The 18,415-nt window shown below is 60.2% G+C and carries 16 protein-coding genes; 13 read left to right on the top strand and 3 right to left on the bottom strand.

All coding sequences use genetic code 11. From position 1 onward, the window contains the following. Nucleotides 1–504: 504 nt before the first annotated feature. From Q0J60_RS03500 to Q0J60_RS03540, 9 genes are all read left to right on the top strand, one after another. The gene (locus Q0J60_RS03500) at nt 505–1,848 is read left to right on the top strand and encodes a cytosine permease (RefSeq protein WP_273121402.1); all 1,344 of its coding nucleotides are present in this window, start codon (nt 505–507) and stop codon (nt 1,846–1,848) included. A 241-nt stretch (nt 1,849–2,089) separates the two neighbouring features. Next, nucleotides 2,090–3,205, top strand: a complete 1,116-nt coding sequence (locus Q0J60_RS03505; protein ID WP_294438854.1) for a DUF917 domain-containing protein — start codon at nt 2,090–2,092, stop codon at nt 3,203–3,205. A gap of 2 nt (nt 3,206–3,207) precedes the next feature. Beyond that, entirely contained in the window at nt 3,208–4,302 is a 1,095-nt protein-coding gene (locus Q0J60_RS03510) for a DUF917 domain-containing protein (RefSeq protein ID WP_294438855.1), read from the top strand. 187 nt (nt 4,303–4,489) lie between these two features. Then, entirely contained in the window at nt 4,490–6,049 is a 1,560-nt protein-coding gene (locus tag Q0J60_RS03515) for a hydantoinase/oxoprolinase family protein (protein WP_294438856.1), read from the top strand. An 84-nt stretch (nt 6,050–6,133) separates the two neighbouring features. Next, nucleotides 6,134–6,823, top strand: a complete 690-nt coding sequence (locus Q0J60_RS03520) for an L-threonylcarbamoyladenylate synthase (RefSeq protein ID WP_294438857.1) — start codon at nt 6,134–6,136, stop codon at nt 6,821–6,823. Next, entirely contained in the window at nt 6,796–7,140 is a 345-nt protein-coding gene (locus tag Q0J60_RS03525) for a GIY-YIG nuclease family protein (RefSeq protein WP_273121415.1), read from the top strand. The genes Q0J60_RS03520 and Q0J60_RS03525 overlap by 28 nt, the downstream gene beginning before the upstream one ends. 323 nt (nt 7,141–7,463) lie before the next feature. Next, a complete protein-coding gene (locus Q0J60_RS03530; protein WP_294438860.1) occupies nt 7,464–8,120 on the top strand; it encodes a prepilin peptidase in 657 nt (218 codons plus the stop codon). Then, nucleotides 8,113–8,460 carry a BrnT family toxin gene (locus tag Q0J60_RS03535; RefSeq protein WP_294438861.1) on the top strand — a complete coding sequence of 116 codons (348 nt, stop codon included), beginning with the start codon at nt 8,113–8,115 and terminating at the stop codon, nt 8,458–8,460. Before Q0J60_RS03530 ends, Q0J60_RS03535 begins: the two co-directional genes overlap by 8 nt. Before the next feature lie 4 nt (nt 8,461–8,464). Then, nucleotides 8,465–8,695, top strand: a complete 231-nt coding sequence (locus tag Q0J60_RS03540) for a type II toxin-antitoxin system BrnA family antitoxin (RefSeq protein WP_273121422.1) — start codon at nt 8,465–8,467, stop codon at nt 8,693–8,695. 201 nt (nt 8,696–8,896) lie between these two features. Here the strand turns inward: Q0J60_RS03540 and Q0J60_RS03545 are convergent, their stop codons facing one another. Continuing rightward, nucleotides 8,897–10,018, bottom strand: coding sequence for an aldo/keto reductase (locus Q0J60_RS03545; protein WP_294438862.1), 1,122 nt, complete (start codon nt 10,016–10,018; stop codon nt 8,897–8,899). 298 nt (nt 10,019–10,316) lie between these two features. Between Q0J60_RS03545 and Q0J60_RS03550 the strand changes: the two genes are divergently transcribed. Beyond that, nucleotides 10,317–11,087 (top strand): SDR family NAD(P)-dependent oxidoreductase, encoded by a 771-nt coding sequence (locus Q0J60_RS03550; protein WP_294438863.1) that lies wholly within the window; start codon nt 10,317–10,319, stop codon nt 11,085–11,087. Between the two features lie 255 nt (nt 11,088–11,342). On the opposite strand, the gene Q0J60_RS03555 is transcribed toward Q0J60_RS03550, so the two are convergent. Further along, complete coding sequence (locus Q0J60_RS03555; RefSeq protein ID WP_294438864.1) at nt 11,343–13,253, bottom strand: FAD-dependent oxidoreductase; 1,911 nt, start codon at nt 13,251–13,253, stop codon at nt 11,343–11,345. 319 nt (nt 13,254–13,572) lie between these two features. On the opposite strand from Q0J60_RS03555, the gene Q0J60_RS03560 reads away from it, so the two are divergent. The 3 genes from Q0J60_RS03560 (at nt 13,573) to Q0J60_RS03570 (ending at nt 17,472) form a co-directional block, all read left to right on the top strand. Then, nucleotides 13,573–15,249 (top strand): LuxR C-terminal-related transcriptional regulator, encoded by a 1,677-nt coding sequence (locus tag Q0J60_RS03560; protein WP_294438865.1) that lies wholly within the window; start codon nt 13,573–13,575, stop codon nt 15,247–15,249. A 37-nt stretch (nt 15,250–15,286) separates the two neighbouring features. Then, entirely contained in the window at nt 15,287–16,279 is a 993-nt protein-coding gene (locus Q0J60_RS03565; RefSeq protein WP_294438866.1) for an alpha/beta fold hydrolase, read from the top strand. Between the two features lie 308 nt (nt 16,280–16,587). After that, nucleotides 16,588–17,472 carry a Fic family protein gene (locus Q0J60_RS03570; RefSeq protein ID WP_294438867.1) on the top strand — a complete coding sequence of 295 codons (885 nt, stop codon included), beginning with the start codon at nt 16,588–16,590 and terminating at the stop codon, nt 17,470–17,472. Nucleotides 17,473–17,574: 102 nt separating this feature from the next. On the opposite strand, the gene Q0J60_RS03575 is transcribed toward Q0J60_RS03570, so the two are convergent. Next, the gene (locus tag Q0J60_RS03575) at nt 17,575–18,270 is read right to left on the bottom strand and encodes a ferric reductase-like transmembrane domain-containing protein (protein WP_294438869.1); all 696 of its coding nucleotides are present in this window, start codon (nt 18,268–18,270) and stop codon (nt 17,575–17,577) included. Nucleotides 18,271–18,415: the final 145 nt, after the last annotated feature.

Here is an 18,415-nt window from a genome sequence, read left to right on the forward strand (position 1 = left end):
ACCATCCGCAGGATGCGCTGCAGTTTGCGCTGGTGTACGCCGCCGCGCTGCCGTTCGACATCGTGCACGGCGTTGCCACCGTGGTGTTCCTGTTGGCGCTTTACGCCCCGTGGCATCGCAAGCTCGAACGCGTGAAGCGCAAATACGGAATCTCTGGCTGAGTTTGGCCCCGGCAATAGAATCGGCCTTCCATACATCCCATGCATCATTTGGCGTTAACCAACTTTTAATATACGCAAACATGCATATTTGCCTGGACATACACACTGGCGCTTCGCTGTGCTAAACTGCCTGCAATCGCATGGATGCCGGAACATTTCCAGCATGTTTGGGCGTGCATGCGATGCGTCGCGGGAAAAGGCGGCCCGCGGGTGTTTCGAAGTGAGAATGCGTGGAAAAGCAGGCATAGGCGAAAATGCCGGCGAATCCAGGATGACGACTTGCGGATGCTCCGAGCGGCCCTCATCTGCGATGGGTAGTGCAATCGACAAGAAGGGGACCATCATGTCATCCGAATCTGAGGTCATGAGCTTCGACGCCGAGAGCATGCACGTGGACGAATCCGAACGCCGCGGCCTATGGCCGCTTACGGTCATCTGGATCGGCAACGCGTTCAACGTTTCCACGCTCATGACGGGCGCCGCGCTGGGTGCCGCGCTCACGCTCGCGGACAGCTTCCTTGCCGCCGTCATCGGCTTCGGCATCATTTCCGCCTACATGGCGTTCATCGCAATGGAGTCTGCCGACGTGGGACTTCCCACCTCCGCCATGTCCACCGCCGCGCTAGGCAAATCCGGCGGTCGCTACCTGATCAGTCTCGTGGTGGGCATCGCGCTCATCGGTTGGTTCGGCGTTCAGGCGGCCGTGTGCGGCTCGTCGTTCTCGGTGGCCATGCTCGAGCTCACCGGCATGGATATCCCCGTGTGGATCCCTTCGGTGGTGCTGGGCGCGCTGATGCTCGTCTCCGCCGTGTACGGCTTCGACGGCGTGAAGTGGGTTAACTACATCGCGCTGCCGCTCCTGTTCGTCATCTGCATGTACGGCTTGATCGTGTCCATCGCGGGCGTTGGCATGGACAGCGTGTTCAACTACGTGCCCGTCGAGGGCATGGGCCTGGTTGCCGGCATCAACATCTCCGTCGGCCTGTTCGCGCTGGGCGGTGCCACCATCGGCGACTTCACGCGCTATGCCAAGAGCCGTCGCGATTCCGTCATCTCTTCCGTGGGCGGCGTGTGGCCCGCCAACGTCGTCGTGATGATGATGGGCGCCATCCTCGCCATCGTCGTCCCCGAGTCCGGCGGCGACATCACGCTCATCATGAGCGGTCTGGGCCTTGCCGTCATCGGCATGGTCGCGCTTATCGCCAGCACCTGGACGGTCAACGTGTCCAACGCGTATTCCGCCGGCTTGGCCTTCGCTGTTATGGTGAACAAGGGCGAGCGCGGCTACAAGATTTCCACCATCATCTCCGGTATCGTGGGCATCGTACTGGCGGCCGCCGGCATCATGGACTACTTCACGTTCTTCCTGACGCTGCTCTCCGCCATGATTCCCGCGCTGTCCGGCTCGATGATCGCCGACTACTGGTTCATCCGCAAGGCTCGCCCCGAGAACTTCAAGCCGCTCGACGGTGTGAGCGTTCCGGGCGTGGTGAGCTTCGTGGTGGGCGCGCTTATCGCCATGATCACCGGCGGCACCTTCGTGGGCACGCCGCTTGCCTTCTTGGACTTCCCGTTCTTCCTGGGTCCCGTGAACGGCATCGTGGTGTCCATGGTGCTCTACGTGCTCATCTACAAGGCCATGAAGCTTCCTGCCTTCGACGGTAAGATCATGGTTGTGAGGAAATAACAGAGCGCATGCGTCGTTGGGCCGCTACCGCGCTCTATTCGGTCAGAGTGGCGTATGATGTCCCTATCGACGCAATATACGGAAAACCGGGTGCGCGCGCGTTCCGCTTGGGGCGCCGCGCATCCTTGTGTTTGCGCGAAGCGTCTGGCCATTGGGTACATTGCGCATCCAACATGGCTGGTCGCGTGCTCAAGCCGACGTGATGCGCGTTCGGCACGATTGAAGGAAAGTGAGGGGAAGCGTGCGAAAGATCGGAATCGAAGATATCGACGATATCGCGCTCGGCTCGTCGCTGCTCGGATCGGGCGGTGGCGGAGACCCGTACATGGGTAGGCTCGAGGCTATCGCCGCCATCAAAGAGCACGGCCCGGTGACGCTGCTCGACGTGGACGAGGTGCCCGACGAGTGGACCGTTGCCCCCATCTGTGGCGTGGGCGCTCCGAGCGTCTCGCTGGAGAAGGGAACCAACGGCATCGAATATCCCAAGGTGCGCGCCATGATGGAGCGCATGCTGGGCAAGAAGCTGGATGCGTTTCTGCTGTCCGAGGCGGGCGGCATGAATTCCATGGTGCCCATCAGCGCTGCGGCGCGCGCGGGCATGCCGCTGATTAACGCCGACGGCATGGGGCGTGCGTTCCCCGGCATCCAGCAGGACACGTTCAGCCTGAACGGCGTGTCCACCAACCCCTTCGTCATCGCTGACGAAAAGGGCAACTGCACGGTGCTCTACACCATCAACAACGACTGGACCGAGGAAATCGGCCGCGAGATCACGTCCGCTTCCGGCGGCCAGGTAACTACGCTTGCCAGCCCCATGACCGGCAAGAAGATGAAAACCAGCGTCGTGGTGGGCACCGTCGACTACGCTCAGAAGCTGGGGCGCATCATTCGCACCGCCTCCAACCAGGACAACCCCGAGGAATACTTCCTGCGCGAGAGCGGCGCGTACCGTTTCTTCAAGGGCAAGATCGCCGATGTGCTGCGCGAGACGCGCGAGGGCTTCAACTTCGGCAAGGCCGTGCTCGAGGGCATCGGCGAGGACAAGGGTAGCCAGGCGGTCGTGGAGTTCCAGAACGAGAACATCTACGCCGAGGTCGACGGCGTAATCGCCGCCACCGTGCCCGACCTCATCTGCATGGTGGATTCCGCCACGTTCGTGCCCGTGACCACTGAGAACCTCAAGTACGGCAAGCGCGTGCTGGTGGTTGCGCTGCCGTGCGACCCTGCGTGGCGCACACCCGGCGGTTTGGAGCTTGCCGGTCCGCGCTGGTTCGGGCTGGATATGGATTACCGCCCGCTCGAGGAATGCTATGCGGACCACGTGGCGCGCAAGGCCGCCCAGAAGAAGGAGGCCTAATCATGCGTAAGATTGGCGTTCAAGAGATCGAAGACATCGCCCTGGGCGCGGCGCTTCTGGGCGCAGGCGGCGGCGGAGACCCCTACATCGGCAAGCTTCTGGCCATCGGCGCCGTAAAGGAATGCGGCGAGGTGAGCCTCATCGACGTGGATGAGCTTTCCGACGATGATATCGTGGTGCCTGTGGCAAGCGTGGGCGCGCCCACCATCCTCACCGAGAAGGGCGTGGGCGAGAGCGAGTTCGATCGCCTGCTCGATATGATTTCGACCTATTACGGCAAGAAGGTCACGGCCGTTATGCCCATCGAGGCCGGCGGCGTGAACTCCATGCTGCCCATCGCCGCGGCGGCGCGCCTGGGCCTTCCCATGGTGGACGTGGACGGCATGGGCCGCGCGTTCCCCGAAATCCAGATGGTCACGTTCTCCATCGGCGACATCTCGGCCAGCCCTATGATTTTCATCGATGAAAAGGGCAACCTGGGTCTCATGGAAACTGTCACCAACAAGTGGGTGGAGAACATCTGCCGCGCCGGCTGCACCGCATGCGGCGGCAGCGTGGTGAGCGTGGAATACGTGATGACCGCTGACCAGGTGAAAGAGTACGGCGTGCGCGGCATCGTGACCTACAGCGAGGAGCTAGGTCGCACCATCCGCGCCATCAAGAACTGCCCCGAAGGCATGACGCCCGAGCAGTACTTCCTGGAGTACACCAAGGGATATCGCCTGTTCAAGGGCAAGATTGCTGATGTGCTGCGCGAGACGCGCGGCGGCTTCAACTTCGGCCGCGTGGTGCTGGAGGGCATCGGCGAGGACAAGGGCGGCGAGGCGCAGATCGAGTTCCAGAACGAGAATCTGTGCTGCACGGTGAACGGCACGATCGTTGCCACCGCGCCCGACCTGATTTGCCTGGTGGACACCGAGACGTTCACCCCCGTGCCCACCGACGCGCTCAAGTACGGCAAGCGCGTGCTGGCCGTGGGTCTGCCGTGCTACCACCTGTGGCGCACGGAGCGCGGCCTCGAGCTCGTAGGCCCGCGTTACTTCGGCATCGATACGGATTACATTCCGGTTGAGGAGCGGGTGAAGGAGTTGGTGTAACGATGCCCGAGTTCGGGACTGGCAGGGCACCCCATGCTCAAACAGTCCTGGCTCGCGCAAACACCCCACTGGGGTGTTTGGCTCGTGCGGAACTGCGCGTGGGATGTCCTGCCAGTCCCGAACGAAGCCGCAATTGGTACTATCCGACAAGCTTGAATATTCTGAAGCTTGATTGCCAGGAGGAACAATGTACAAGTTGGGAATTGACGTTGGCGGCACCAACACCGACGCGGTGCTGATCGACGAGAACTTGAACGTGGTGGCAGCTATCAAGAACCCCACCTCGGGCGACATCTACGAGGGTATCATGGGCGCCGTGGATGCGGTGCTTGCTGAGAGCGGCGTTGACCGCACCCAGATCACGCAGGCGATGCTCGGCACCACGCAGTGCACGAACGCTATCGTAGAGCGCAAGGGCTTGGCCCCTATCGCCATTCTGCGCATCGGCGCACCGGCGAGCGTGGGCATTCCGCCCATGGTCGATTGGGCGGAGGATATCGCAGCTGTGGCCGTTGACCACGCCATCATCGGCGGAGGCTTCGAGTTCGACGGCAAGCGTTTGGCCGAGTTCGACGAGGAGGCCTGCCGTTCCTTCTTTGAGGGCGTAGCGGGCAAGGTGGGCGCTGTGGCGATCAGCTGCGTGTTCTCCACCGTGCGCAACGACGACGAGCTGCGTGCCGCCGAGATCGCTCGCGAGGTCTTGGGCGACGACGTGCATGTGTCCATCTCTTCCGAAATTGGCTCGATGGGCCTGGTCGAGCGTGAGAACGCGACCATTCTGAACGCGGCGCTGCACAAGGTGGCAGAGCGTTTCACCGAGGGCTTTGCAAAGAGCTTGGAGGAGCGCGGCATCGTGAACGCCGAAGTATACCTGTCGCAAAACGACGGCACGCTCATGACCATCGAGCATGCGCGCCAGTACCCCATCCTCACCATCGCATGCGGCCCTACCAACTCCATCCGCGGTGCGAGCTACCTGTCGCGCATGGATGACGCCATCGTGATCGACGTGGGTGGCACCACCACCGACCTGGGCGTGCTCTCCAGCGGTTTTCCGCGTGAGAGCGGCGTGGCTGTGACTATCGGCGGCGTGCGCACGAACTTCCGCATGCCCGACGTGATCTCCATCGGCCTGGGCGGCGGCTCGATCGTGCGCCAGCGCGAGGACGGCACCGTAACCGTGGGCCCCGATTCGGTGGGTTATGAGATCACCAAGCGCGCGCTGGTGTTCGGCGGCGACACCATGACCGCAACCGACATCGCCGTGCGCCTGGGCATGGCCGAGGTGGGCGACGCCTCCAAGGTGGCTGACATCGACGAGGAACTTGCCACCAAGGCGCTCGCCGCGATGCGCGAGATGGTGGAAGAGGGCATCGACATGATGAAGGTGTCCAACGAAGACATCGACGCTATCCTGGTGGGCGGTGGCTGCATCATTCTGCCTACCGACCTCGCCGGCACCGCTAAGTGTGTCAAGCCCGAGCATTCCGGCTGCGCGAACGCCATCGGCTCGGCCATCTCCAAGGTGAGCGGCACCTACGAGGCGCTTGTCGACTACGACGTCACGCCGCGCGAGGAGGCCCTGGCCCATGCGCGCGCTGCCGCCATCGAGGAGGCCGTGAAGGCCGGCGCCGTGCGTGAAACGGTGGAGATCATCGATTCCGAGGACGTGCCTCTGCAGTACTATCCCGGCCACACCAACCGCGTAAAGGTGAAGGCTGCAGGCGAGCTTGTTTCGATGGCTTAACAGCCATCGAAACTACTCGGTGAGACGCTGCGACGTTGCGGCTGGCTCTCGTTGAGAGAGTGGGATTTTGAGTAAGGAGGAAGCATGGTCGCGTTTGGTTCGGTTGACGAAGCGGCCCGTGCGTTGCGTGCGGGGCAGGCGGCCGTGTTTCCTACCGATACGGTGTATGGCATCGGTGTCGCGGTGACGCGAGCCGCCTCGCCGATTGAGGTCTATGATGCCAAGCGTCGCGACCATGACAAGCCGCTGCCGTGGCTGGTGGACGGTCTGACTGCGCTCGACATGTTTGGACATGATGTGCCGGAATACGCGCGTGCGCTTGCGAGGGCTTATTGGCCTGGCCAGTTGACGCTCATCGTGCCCGCTAGTTCTGCTGTGCCGCGCGAATTCGGCGCGGAGAATCGCACGGTTGCCCTGCGCATGCCCGATGACGCCACGGCGCTCGAACTCATCGCGCGCGCGGGATGTCCCATTGCCAACTCGAGCGCGAATTTCCAGGGGCACACGCCTCCGCAGTCGTATGCCGACATCGATCCCGATTTCTTGGCGCAGCTCGCGGCATCGTGTGGCGATGATGCGCCTCGCAGCGGTGTATCGTCCACCATCGTCGATTGCACGGGAGGCGTACCGCGCGTCGTGCGTGTGGGGGTCGTCTCAGAAGAAGACATTGTGCGCGTGTGCGCAGGGGCAACCCAGGCGAACGACCATACAGCACACGTCAAGAGCACACGACAAGGAGACTGTTCGTGGATAAACAGCGACGCAAAGAGCTAATCGGGGAATATAAAACGCGCCAGCCGGAAATGGGCGTGGTTTCCTATGTTTGCACCATGACGGGCGAGATGTTTTTGAGCGCGGCGAAAGACACCAAGGCCGATGTGAACAGCACGTTGACCAAGCTCGAGAGCGGGTTTCATCCCAACAAACGTCTTTTGGAACTTTGGAAGGAATATGGCCGCGATGGATTCGTCATTTCAACGCTGGAGACACTCGAATACGAGGATGGCGTTGAAGACTACACCCAGGATTTAGAAGTTCTGCGCGATGAGCTGCTCGTTCAGAATCCGGGTGCCAAAAAGGTGTGGCGTTAGCGATCGCGACCAATTATACGATAACAAAAGAAGGGGCTCTCGGGCCCCTTCTTCGCGCGTGCGGACGAATGTGGCGCTGCTGCTCCGTGACTAATGCATCTTCTGGGCGAGTTCCATCATGTTCTTTGTCAGATTGTGAAGCGACGCCTGCGCCTGCGGTCGCGTGCGATCGATGAACGTTTTCATGCGCAATCCGATTCAAAGGTGCACAGGACCTCGGCAAGTTTTCTTTCTCCGCTAAAGGGGTATTCGGCAAGAATCCGGCAAGGTGCGGGCAAGGTTTGGGAAAGGGTTTGGCAAGGTTTGCAAGCTAGCCTATTCCCATGGATTCTTTTGCTACATATGAACTCATGACCCTCGCGATCGACGCATCGCCCTTGACGGCGATGGCCTCGATTGCCGCGTACGTTGTTCTCGCGGTGTCGCTCGTGTACGCGTCTGCCGTCGATGTCCGAACGCGCTTAGTGCCTCTTTCGGCGCTGTTAGCTTCTCTCGCCGCATGGCTGCTTGCCGTCGCAGGGGGCGCAATAGGCGGCGGCTGTCCGTTCCTTTTCGATTTCGGTAGCCCGCGGCTTTTCTCTTGGGCGATTGCCGGCGTGCTTGGCGGAGCCGTCACGTCAGGCGTTGCGGCCTTGTGCGCCGTCACCCTTGAAAGGCGCACGGGAAGTCTGGCACTTGGCGGGGGAGATGTGAAGCTGCTCTTCGTGGTGGGTCTTTATCTGGGCCCCGAGGGCGGCATTGCTTCGCTTGGTATCGCGTGCGTCCTGGCTTTGCTGCGGCAGGTCATCCTCTGCGTCGCGGATGGAATCGCGCGCATCGCAGAGAAGCGTCGCGGAACCCCGCCATGTTGCATTCCATGTCCCAAAACGTTCCCTGTGGGTTCCTTGCACGTTCTATCGAACCAACCGTTTCCCTTCGTGCCCTTTATTGCCATAGCGGTACTGGCTGTAATACTGACAGGAGGAATATGGTATGGATAAAGATGAAAATAAGAATAGTAATAGAATAAATATAGACACATTAAGGTTAATTGCGTATCCTAAAAATCAGGAATTCGAGTTCGATGAAACAAAAAGCCGTTCAAACGCCCAAAAGCACGGTATCGATTTTGTCGAAGCTCAAAGACTTTGGGATGCTCCGTATGTCAAGCTGGGTGCGCGAAAGCGCGGAGAGCGAAGATATTTGTTTATCGGGCGAATCGATGGTCGGTACTGGACGGTTGTTATAACGATGCGAGGCGAAAAGAAACGCATCATATCGGCTCGCAAATCGACGAAAGCCGAGGTGAAACTGTATGTCAAGAAAAACTACGGAAGATAATCTTATGGACAAGTTCGAAAACGGAGAAGACGTGCTCGATTACTTCGACGTGGACAATGCCGAACTAATTTACCCCGAGAGCGTCAGCGGAACGCGTCGCGTGAATGTCGATTTCCCTCTGTGGGTGGTAGATGCGCTCGACCGCGAAGCAAAGCGTATAGGTGTAGGTCGTCAAGCAGTCATCAAAACCTGGATCGTCCAACACCTCGACGAAATGGGCGAGCGCCCCGCCTAGGAAGCGCACGAGCGAAAGCGATGTGCGCCAGAGTGGGCAATAAAGCCCCGATTGGCCGGTTTCCCATGCGAGCTGGAGCAGTAAACACGCCACTGGCGTGTTTAGTCCCTGACTTCTGCGCGCGAGAGCGCGCCGGGGTTCCAAAGGGGGGAAGAGGCGAGGAAACATCCTCGCCTCCTCCCCCCTTTGCCGCCGGAGGCATTATTCGAAATGCTCCGCAGCAATCTTAAGCTGGTTAATAATATCAATCCCCTGAGGACACATATCCTCGCATGCGCCGCACTCGATGCACTCGCTCGCCGGCGCCTTCGCCTGCCAAGCGTACTGGCCCTTCACGAACTCGTTGTTCTCGGTCATGGCCTCCAGATTCAAAAGACCCAGAATGTTGGGGATGGCCACGCCTTGCGGGCAGTCCTTCACGCAATAGCGGCAGTTGGTGCAGGGGATGCTCGCCATCGAACGAAGCACTTCGGTCGCTTCGGTCATGGCTTTCTGCTCGGCCTCGTTGAAGGGCGCGTTCGCCTTCCATTCCGCCACGTTCTCCTTCATCTGCTCAAGCGTGGATGCGCCGGAGAGCACCGTGATGACGTTGGGGAGGTTGTAGCAGAAACGATACGCCCACGAGGCGAGGCTCTTGTCGGGGTCGGTCGCCTTGAACACGTTCGCCACGCGTTCCGGCAGATCGGCCAGACGGCCGCCGCGCACGGGCTCCATGATCACCACGGGTACGCCATGCTTCTGCGCCGCTTCCAGGCACTTACGGGACTGCACCACAGGGTCGTCCCAGTCCAGATAATTGGCCTGCAGCTGGACGAAGTCCATGTCGGGATGCGCGGTCAGAAGCTCATCGAGCGTTTCGGGGCCGTCATGCATGGAGAAGCCCACATGCTTAATTTTGCCCTGCTCCTTCATCTCGCGCACGAAATCCCACATACCGTATTCGTCGAATTTCGCGGTACGCGGACCGCCCACGTTGTGCAGCAGGTAAAAATCGACGTAATCCACGCCCAAACGCTCCAGCGAAATGGCCAGATTGCCCTTAGCGGTCTCGGCGTCGGGAGCCGCCCATGCGAGGCATTTAGTGGCAATGGTGTAGGCGTCGCGTGGGTAGCGCTCCACGAGCGCCTGACGCACGGCGGCCTCCGAGGTGCCCTCGTGATACACGAAGGCGGTGTCGAAATACGTGCCGCCGCCGGCGATGAACTCGTCGACCATCTGCTTGAATTGCTCGATGTCGATGCTGGTCTGGTCATTTGCGTCCAAAAGCGGCAGGCGCATGCATCCAAAGCCCAGCTTAGGCGTGTTCAGAAGGTCGTTGCTCATAATTCCCCCTCATAATTCGATTTAGTGCGGCTCATACTTTACCCATTTGAGTGCGCTCCAAGTCAAGGCAAAAGATGTGCGCGATGGTGGAGGTTCTGTGGATGCGCCGTCAAATGAGCGCCGCTCCGCAGCGACGAACGCCGTTCGCGAACGTGCGGAGCGGTTAACAGAGTTAAATGCGAGCGTCGAACTTACAATTATGCCATCGCATAGAAAATGCGCACGCTGCGCCGCAAGGCAAGGGGCTATCACCGATGGGTAGAAACCGTTTCAATTTGCCTAACGTGCGGCGCCCGACATGATTGGAGGTTCTCCGATGGATAAGCTGCTCGAAGGAAAGGTCGCCGTCGTCACGGGAGGCACGCGCGGAATCGGATTCGCCATCGTGAAGAAGTTCCTGGAAAACGGCGCCAAGGTTGCGCTGTGCGGAAGCCGCCAAGAGTCGGCCGACGCCGCGGTTGCCAAGCTCAAGGAAGAGAACCCCGACTGGGAGGTCATGGGCATTGCGCCCAGGCTGACTGACCCCGCATCGGTCGCAGAGGCGCTCACCCAGGTCAAAGAGGCATGGGGCCGCATCGACATCATGGGCAACAACGCCGGCGTCTCGGCGCGCGAGAGCATCTACGACTACGATCCCGAGGCGTTCCGCAAGACCATCGACCTCAATGTGAACGCCGTGTTCTACTGCTCACAGGCTGCTGCGCGCATCATGAAGGAGCAGGGCGGCGGCGTGATCATCAACACCAGCTCCATGGTAAGCATCTACGGCCAGCCGTCGGGCTGCGCCTATCCTGTCTCCAAGTTCGCCGTCAACGGCCTCACCAAGTCGCTGGGCCGCGAGCTGGCGCCCGACAACATTCGCGTGAACGCCGTCGCGCCGGGCATCACCCGCACTGATATGGTTTCCGCGCTGCCCGACGAGATGATCAAGCCGCTCATCGCCACCATTCCGCTTGGCCGCATGACCGAGCCCGAGGACATCGCGAATGCGTATCTGTACCTGGCGAGCGACCTGGCGTCCGACGTCACGGGCGTGGTGCTTTCCGTAGACGGCCTGGCAAGGGCGTAGTTTTTCGCCAGAGCCTGACGTATTTCGGCAATCAGATTGTGCTGTATGCCCCGCATCGCATTCCGGTGCGGGGCATTTTCGTGCAAAAAAAGCGACGCGGCCAAGGGAGGGAGGTGCCGCGTCGCTTTATGTGTGGCAGGCGTTCAAGCTGAGTTGATGTCTAGCCCAATCTCATCGGTCATCTTGCTTTTGCGCACCGATGCTTTAGAACGTCTGCTGCGAGAGTCTCGGCGAAGGATTACGTCGCTTGCGAATTTACTTGAGTTCGCTCGCCACGGTCTCGCCCATGATGTAGCCGAAGTTCATGGCCGCATCGAAGCCCATGCCGTACTGCTTGCCGTCCTTCTCCTCGATGGAGCCGCACACGTCGCCAGCGGCATACAGGCCAGGGATAATCTCTTCGTTCTCGTCCAAGACATGGGCCTTGGTGTCGATAGCCAGACCGCCCGTGGTCAGGTAGAACGTAGGCTCGACGCCGCACACCCAGATGCCGTCATGCGTGTCGATGAAGGGCAGGTTCTCGCGACCGAACTCGTCCGCCTCGCCGGCCAGCGCATGCTGGTTGTTGGTTTCGATGGTGGCGGCAAGGTTGGTCATGCCAGTTGCCTCAGCGGCCTCTTCCACGGTGGCATAGTGCACCATGTCGCCTCGCTCGAACAGCGCCTTGTAGGTGTCGAAGGCATAGGTGAGGTTGTTCATGGTGGTCACGGCGCCGGACTCGTCAGTGATCCAGTAGAACTTGCCGCCGTTGGCGTCGTCGCACAGGGCGCGGCCGATGACGAAGTGGTTGGAGCTCATCACGTTGCCGAACTGGTCGCCCGTGGCGTTCACCATGATGCCCGGGGTGGTCTGGTACATGAAGGCAATCTCCATGCGGCTGCCTGCCTGGCCGGTGGTGCTCATGAATGCGCCCAGCTCGCGACCCATGCACTCGATGGCGGCGCCCACCTTCTGGCCGAGCACGATGCCGTCGCCGGTGGAGGCGGGGCAGCAGTTGAACGAACGGCCCGCGTAATCGGGATAATACTGGTCCACCATCTCCTGGTTGGCGCCGAAGCCGCCGGATGCCAGCAGCACGGCCTTGGCGGTGGCGGTGTAGGTGGAGCCGTCCTTGCCCTCGGCAACCAGGCCGGTGGCGCGGCCGTCGGCCATGGTGATGTCGGTGACGGTAGCGCCGTAGATGATGGTTCCGCCCAGCGCACCGATGCGGTCGACCAGGTACTGCATGGCATATCCGCAGCCGCCTTCGTAGCAGCCGGGGGCCAGGTACGGGGTCACGCCGTAGGCGGCGTTCACGCCCAGGCTGTAGAAGCCCACGCCGATCTCATGCAGCCAGTCCACCATGTCGGGGGAGGCGGTGTACATCGCGTCGTCGTAGGGCATCTTCTTGTCGAAGCGGTCGAACTCGGGATTCACGTAGTTGGACAGCAGCGCCAGCATGGCGGTCTTGTCGAAGTACGGGCTGTCGTCGAAGCGGCCCAGCGAGTAGTTTTTCTGCAGCTGGCTGCCGGCACAGGCGAGGCCGGAGTAGGTCATGGACATGGAGCCACCGGGGATGTCCTGCTTCTCGAAGAGCGTCACGGTGTAGCCCTTCTCCAGCAGGCGGGTGGCAGCGGTGAGGCCCGCGGTACCAGCGCCCATGACGACCACATCGCTCTCGATTTCCTGAGCGGTGCCGCCGGTCAGCTCCTCGGGGCCAAGCAGGAATGCGGAGGAATCCACGCCGGCGTTGGCGAGGCCTTCCAGTGCAGCGTTCTTGATTGCCATGCAGGTGGTGGTGGCGCCGGAGATGGCGTCGACGTCCAGGTTCTGGGCCTCAAGAGCCTTGGCGGGCCACATGTTGCAGGCGAGGCTGCCCACACCCACGGTCTCGTCGTGCGAGAGCACGCGCAGGCCGGCAAGAGCGCCGCCGGTGACGGTGGTCTCGACGAACACCCAGTTCTCGTGCCCCATCGCCTTGGTCACATATTTGCCGTCGGTGGGTTCGGAGGCGGCAGCGTAGGTGGTCTCGACCGGGCTCTTGGGTGCAACGGCGGCTTCGGTAGCAGCGTCGGTGCCGGAATCGGCGGCCGGCGAGCAGCCAACGCCCATCGCGGCTACGGCGCCCAGGGCGGCAACCGCGCCGGTTCCCTTGAGGAAATTACGGCGAGAAAGTTCGAGATCCATAGTATGTCCCCTTCCTTGGATATGCTTTCGCTCCGGAATGGCCGAAAGTTCGAATGCCGTGCGCCCTCCTGCACGATGAGTGGCATCCGGAATGGTTCGAGAGTACGCCTGCGGGCGCGCGAAGTCCTCACCGACTATCGGTGAGATTTGCGTTTTGCCTGATAAGGAGCCAATGAATACGGTGAGGAAATAAACGGGAGCTCGGCGGAAGACGGGCGCTCTCCTGCGGCGAGGCGTTTCGGCGGGTTTGCACGTCGTCGCGCCTTGCGCCGTCGGGTACAATGGCATAAGGTCGATTGCAAGCAGGGGAGGGGGAGCGATGGCCGAATCCATAACGAAAAGAGGCGTGTGCTCCGCCCTCGGTTTCGGCATGTCCAAGGCCGCCACTTCGGTCGGCTATCTCACCGCCATGGGATCGGTAATTCACAATATCGGCTTTGTGACTGAGCTGTGGTTCATGCTCGCAAGCGAGACGGCGTCCATCGTCCTTGCCTGCGTTATCGTCGCGTGGGCGGCCAAGGCCCCGCTGTCCGAGACGGTGCCCCAGTGGCCGGCGTGGGTGACGTTTGCCGCGGGGTTCGTTCTGAGCGCATCTGGCGTGTTGGCGAACGCTCCGGCCGCTGTGGGTGCGGCCGCGCTTGGCGCGCTTTACGGCGTCTCGTCGGTGGTGCTCTCGTGCACGTGGCTCGAGGAGTTCGCGCGCCAAAGCTCGCGCGAGGCCCCGCGGCATATGGTGATAGGCCTGTTCATCCAGCTTGTTGCAGTGGCGGCATCCGCCGTGTTCTCCCAAATGGCCCTGGTGGTTTCTGCGCTGGTTTTCTTGGCCGTGTCGGCCGCTTGCTTCGCTGTGGTGAACAAGGAGCCCGCCGCTGATGCCATTGGGTTCGCGCAATCCGAGTCGCGTTCGCGCGTTGATGTGCGGGGCTTTCTGCATCGATTCGGCAATCCGTTCATGTGCCTGTTCGTGCTGGTGGGCGTTGTGGGCATCTTGCACACGTCGGTGCTCGGTTCGGCGTCTGAGCATATCGTGGGCGATGTTTCCATGGCGATTCCGTTGGGCGTTGCTACACTCATCACCGCGGTGTTTGCCGTGGTTGCCATGCGCCTGCCTGATCCGACCGCCGTCTACAAGGCATGCCTGCCGGTTATGCTGGTGCTGCTCTCCTTGCTTCCGTTCGTGGGGCAGCTCTTAGGTTCGTTGGCCGGCACGATCATGATCGCCTGCAACGACGTGTGCGGCATGCTGTTCTTGTTCTACATCGTGGGTGCCGCGCATCGCCACGGCTGGCGCAGCTACGTGCTGTCGGGCGTGTATCTGGGCGGGTCGAACCTGTTCTTGTGCATAGGGTTGGCCATCGGCCTCGGCTTGGGCGCCGCGAGCGCCGACTACGGGGTGTCGCTGCTCACGTTGCTGGCATTCGCTGCCATGTATCCGCTGGGGATAGCCTTCGTCGTGCTCATGCGAAGGGGCAAGAGGCGCGATGGCGCTGCGTCTGGGCAGGGCCTTTCGACGGAGGATGCGCAGGTGGACGAAAGCTCCCGGACCCACGGTCAAGTAGGCGAAAGCGCTTCGAGCCATGGCGCGGTTTTGATTGCCCAGCAATCCAACAGCCAAGCGGGCCAAACTTCCGGTCAGGTAGGCGAAAGCGCTCGGGTTCCCGAGCGGAAGAGCGAAAGCACCCAGGCCCACGAACGGGCGCTCGAAGGCGCCCAGACTCCCGAGCGGCCTGACTGGCCCGCCATTTTGGCAACGTTTTCGAAACGCTACGGCCTCACGCGCCGCGAGTCCGAGATTTGCTCTTATCTTGTGCGTGGGCGCTCTGCGCGCCATATCGCCGAGGAGCTGGTGATTTCCGAGAACACGGTATGGACGCACATTAAGAATGTCTACGCCAAAACCGCGACCTCCGGCAAGGACAGCCTCATCGAGCTGTTCGAAAGCCAGGCGCGCGAAGATGCGCGAAGCAGGTCGGCCGGTCTCGCGGCGCACCGCTGACGACGTTTTGGCGCTCGCGTTTACGAAGGTGAGAAGGATGAAGGCAACCGAAATAGCATTTCCCAGCGCCGATGGCGCGTCCACCGTCGCAGCACTCATGTGGCGGCCGGATGCTGCCGCCGATGCCGACGTGCGCGGTGTGGTCCAGCTCGTCCACGGCATGGCGGAGCACAAAAGCCGCTACCTGCCGTTTGCCGAGTTCTTGGTTGACCAGGGGTTTATGGTGTGCGCCCACGATCATGTGGGGCACGGCAAAACGGCATCAAGCCCAAAGGATTATGGCCATATTCCGTTCCGTTCCAAGCAGTCCGAAGAAACCACCGCGCAATCGAATAAGCGCCTCAATGGCGCCGACATCCTCATCCAAGACACGCACACGCTGCGCTGCATGATGCAGCGGCGATTTCCTAACGTGCCCTATGTGTTGTTCGGGCACTCGATGGGAAGCTACGTGGTGCGCGCGTATGCTACGCGCCACGGCGAAGGGCTGGCGGCGATCATCATGTGCGGTACGGGTCAGACGCCGCAGTGGCTGTCTCGCGTGGGTATCGCCGCGACGCACCTGCTTGCCGCGACGCATGGCGAGGGCGAGCGCTACCACAGCGGTCTGGTTGATTCGTTGGGCGTGGGCGCGTTCTCTCGACAGGTGCCCGATGCCAAGACGAACTACGATTGGATTTCGTCCGAGCGCGATGCCGTGGACGAATATGCTTCCGACCCCTCATGCGGCTTCATGTTCACCGTGGGTGGGTACGCCGCGCTGACGGGCGCCACCTTGGAGGCGGTATCGCCGAAGTGCGCCGCGCGCATTCCCAAAGACCTGCCGATGCTGTTCATTTCGGGTGCCGAGGACCCGGTGGGCGGCAAGGGCAAGGGCGTGAAGACTGCGGTGGAGGAGTACCGCGCTGCGGGTATACTCACGGTGGACGTGCACCTTTACGAGGGCATGCGCCACGAGATCGTGAACCGCGCCGAAGGCAAGCAGGTCCGCGAAGACGTAGCCTCCTGGCTCAAAAAGCAGGGGATTTAGGGTCTCGACGAGGATTTCTGCCCTGTCGAACGCTGTGACACCGCCGCAACACCGCCGAGATCGCTGTGTTTTTGCTCGTAAATTGCTTCATGCTGCAGTTTTTGCGGAAGGCGCGAAGTACACCGCCGTTCTGCCGTCGTATTTCTCCAGGTCATAGGCGAACTCCGATTCGGCCTACTCTATGGAGCCCATCAAAACTGCACCGAATCACCGTTTGTTGTGGCAATCATGGATCGGTTCAACATGCGAGCGAGTTGCGGTTTGGCTACAATACCCCCAACAAACAAAGCGAATCGGAGGGAGGCTTTATGACCGCATGCGATAAAGAAGACTATCCCTACGAGCCCATGACCTCCGACAATCTAGAAGAGTCATGGCGGTTTGCCATTGGTTTGCAAGAAGTCGATGGTTTGTGTCCTTCGAAATATCTTCGCTCTCTTGCGTCGGATACCATTGAAGGCGAGATGTCGCTTGATGCTGCCGGCAAGGCCATTCGCACGTACTACAAGCTGCGCGATGAGTCTGGTGAAGTTACGGACGCTGGTGAGCGGGAAGCCGATCTTGTAAGCCAGCGTATCACCGAGCTGCTAACTCGGCGCGCATTCATCATGGCTCCGTCAATGCTCGCCCATATTCATCGACATCTTTTCCAGGATCTTGACGATGCGGTATACGCTCCGGGTTCTTACAAGACCGTCCAGCTTGTAAAACGAGAATACGTCCTGAATGGTGATAGCGTTTTATATGGTGCACCGGAGTTCATCGACAACGCGCTCACGATGTTTTTCGCTGGCGAGGCATCGTATGTGTACGGTGCAAGTATGTCAGCTGACGACATAGGGCACCTGGCGGAATTTGTTTCTCATATTTGGCAGGTGCATCCTTTCAAAGAGGGTAATACCAGGACAATTGCCGTGTTTACGGAGTTGTATCTCGACTACTTGGGATTCGATGCCGCTAATGAGCCATTTGCTGACAATGCTCGCTACTTCCGTAACGCGCTGGTCAGGGCGAATTATCGCAACGCCAAGGCAGGCATCATGCCAGATTTGAAATACCTGATTCGGTTTTTCGAAAACATGCTGCATGGCGCGACTAACGAATTGCGTTCGCGTGACATGCTTTGTGAGGCGCTTTTTGAAGACCCATCTCTCATCAGGAATATGCCCACATCAGAGGCGATCGAGAAGTAGTACACCGACGTATCGTTGTGCCTCAAATGCTGCATGATTGCACAGTAAGAGGCAGAGACATGTTGTGGCGCTGTGATTCTAGATTGATGGGCGGCGTGATAGCTAGTCTTGCTTCTTCGTCTCGACAAGCGCTCGTCGAATGCGCAGGATGGCGTACGCCGCGAACACGACGGTGTACACGGCCATGCTTATCATGGCTGTCTCTTTGCCCGAAAGCGCGGGCGGCATCAGAATCACGGCCAGATGCACATACATCAACCCGAAAAACACATATGCCCAACGCTGCACGTTTTTCCAGGTCTTGGCGTGCATGCGACGTTTTACGGTGTTGAACGATGTGACTAGCAGCATGACGAACAGAACCAGCAGAACGCCCGATATAACGAATGACACGGCAAGGTTCATCGTGGGCACGCCGCCTGTTGCCTGGATTACTTGGAAGAAATAGGTGTACACGTAATACACGATATGGCAGAGGGCAAGAATGCAGCCGGCGATAGAAAGCTGACGACGGATGGCCATCAATTTTGTTTTAGCGGACGAGCCCTCTTTGAGCACACCGACGAACATGACCACCGTGAAGAACGCGAACGCGAGCGTGCAGCGCTGCATGAAGGGGAGGAACGCCGCCCAGAATCCGGTAGACGCGCCGGTGTTGGCGCCGCTTGCCATGCCGTAAAGGTAGAGCAGGTCAAGTGCGACCGCGATGGCGTAGAGCGCGACGGGTGCCTTTCTGATGGGTTTCGAGCACAGGAATGCAAGTGCGAGAACGATTGCGAAAGCGACGATGAATCTCATATCTTCCCCCTTGAGACATGATGGCGAAGCATCGCTCTATCTGTCACAGTATCTTAGTACAGTTTTGATGCGATTGCAGTGACAAAATGAAGAAATAAGTAAGCGGTCAGTATGATTAAACTTGCAAATAAAACCAGAAAACGCC

The sequence above is a fragment of the uncultured Slackia sp. genome, assembly GCF_944321625.1.
In the GTDB taxonomy this organism is placed as follows: domain Bacteria; phylum Actinomycetota; class Coriobacteriia; order Coriobacteriales; family Eggerthellaceae; genus Slackia.

Bases quoted from the DNA above. Each gene is read 5' to 3' on its own strand.
- Q0J60_RS03565 (WP_294438866.1), top strand. From the start codon at position 15,287: ATGAAGGCAACCGAAATAGCATTTCCCAGCGCCGATGGCGCGTCCACC.
- Q0J60_RS03530 (WP_294438860.1), top strand. From the start codon at position 7,464: ATGGATTCTTTTGCTACATATGAACTCATGACCCTCGCGATCGACGCA.
- Q0J60_RS03515 (WP_294438856.1), top strand. From the start codon at position 4,490: ATGTACAAGTTGGGAATTGACGTTGGCGGCACCAACACCGACGCGGTG.
- Q0J60_RS03520 (WP_294438857.1), top strand. From the start codon at position 6,134: ATGGTCGCGTTTGGTTCGGTTGACGAAGCGGCCCGTGCGTTGCGTGCG.
- Q0J60_RS03540 (WP_273121422.1), top strand. From the start codon at position 8,465: ATGGACAAGTTCGAAAACGGAGAAGACGTGCTCGATTACTTCGACGTG.
- Q0J60_RS03545 (WP_294438862.1), bottom strand. From the start codon at position 10,018: ATGAGCAACGACCTTCTGAACACGCCTAAGCTGGGCTTTGGATGCATG.
- Q0J60_RS03555 (WP_294438864.1), bottom strand. From the start codon at position 13,253: ATGGATCTCGAACTTTCTCGCCGTAATTTCCTCAAGGGAACCGGCGCG.
- Q0J60_RS03500 (WP_273121402.1), top strand. From the start codon at position 505: ATGTCATCCGAATCTGAGGTCATGAGCTTCGACGCCGAGAGCATGCAC.
- Q0J60_RS03570 (WP_294438867.1), top strand. From the start codon at position 16,588: ATGACCGCATGCGATAAAGAAGACTATCCCTACGAGCCCATGACCTCC.
- Q0J60_RS03550 (WP_294438863.1), top strand. From the start codon at position 10,317: ATGATTGGAGGTTCTCCGATGGATAAGCTGCTCGAAGGAAAGGTCGCC.
- Q0J60_RS03535 (WP_294438861.1), top strand. From the start codon at position 8,113: ATGGATAAAGATGAAAATAAGAATAGTAATAGAATAAATATAGACACA.
- Q0J60_RS03575 (WP_294438869.1), bottom strand. From the start codon at position 18,270: ATGAGATTCATCGTCGCTTTCGCAATCGTTCTCGCACTTGCATTCCTG.
- Q0J60_RS03510 (WP_294438855.1), top strand. From the start codon at position 3,208: ATGCGTAAGATTGGCGTTCAAGAGATCGAAGACATCGCCCTGGGCGCG.
- Q0J60_RS03560 (WP_294438865.1), top strand. From the start codon at position 13,573: ATGGCCGAATCCATAACGAAAAGAGGCGTGTGCTCCGCCCTCGGTTTC.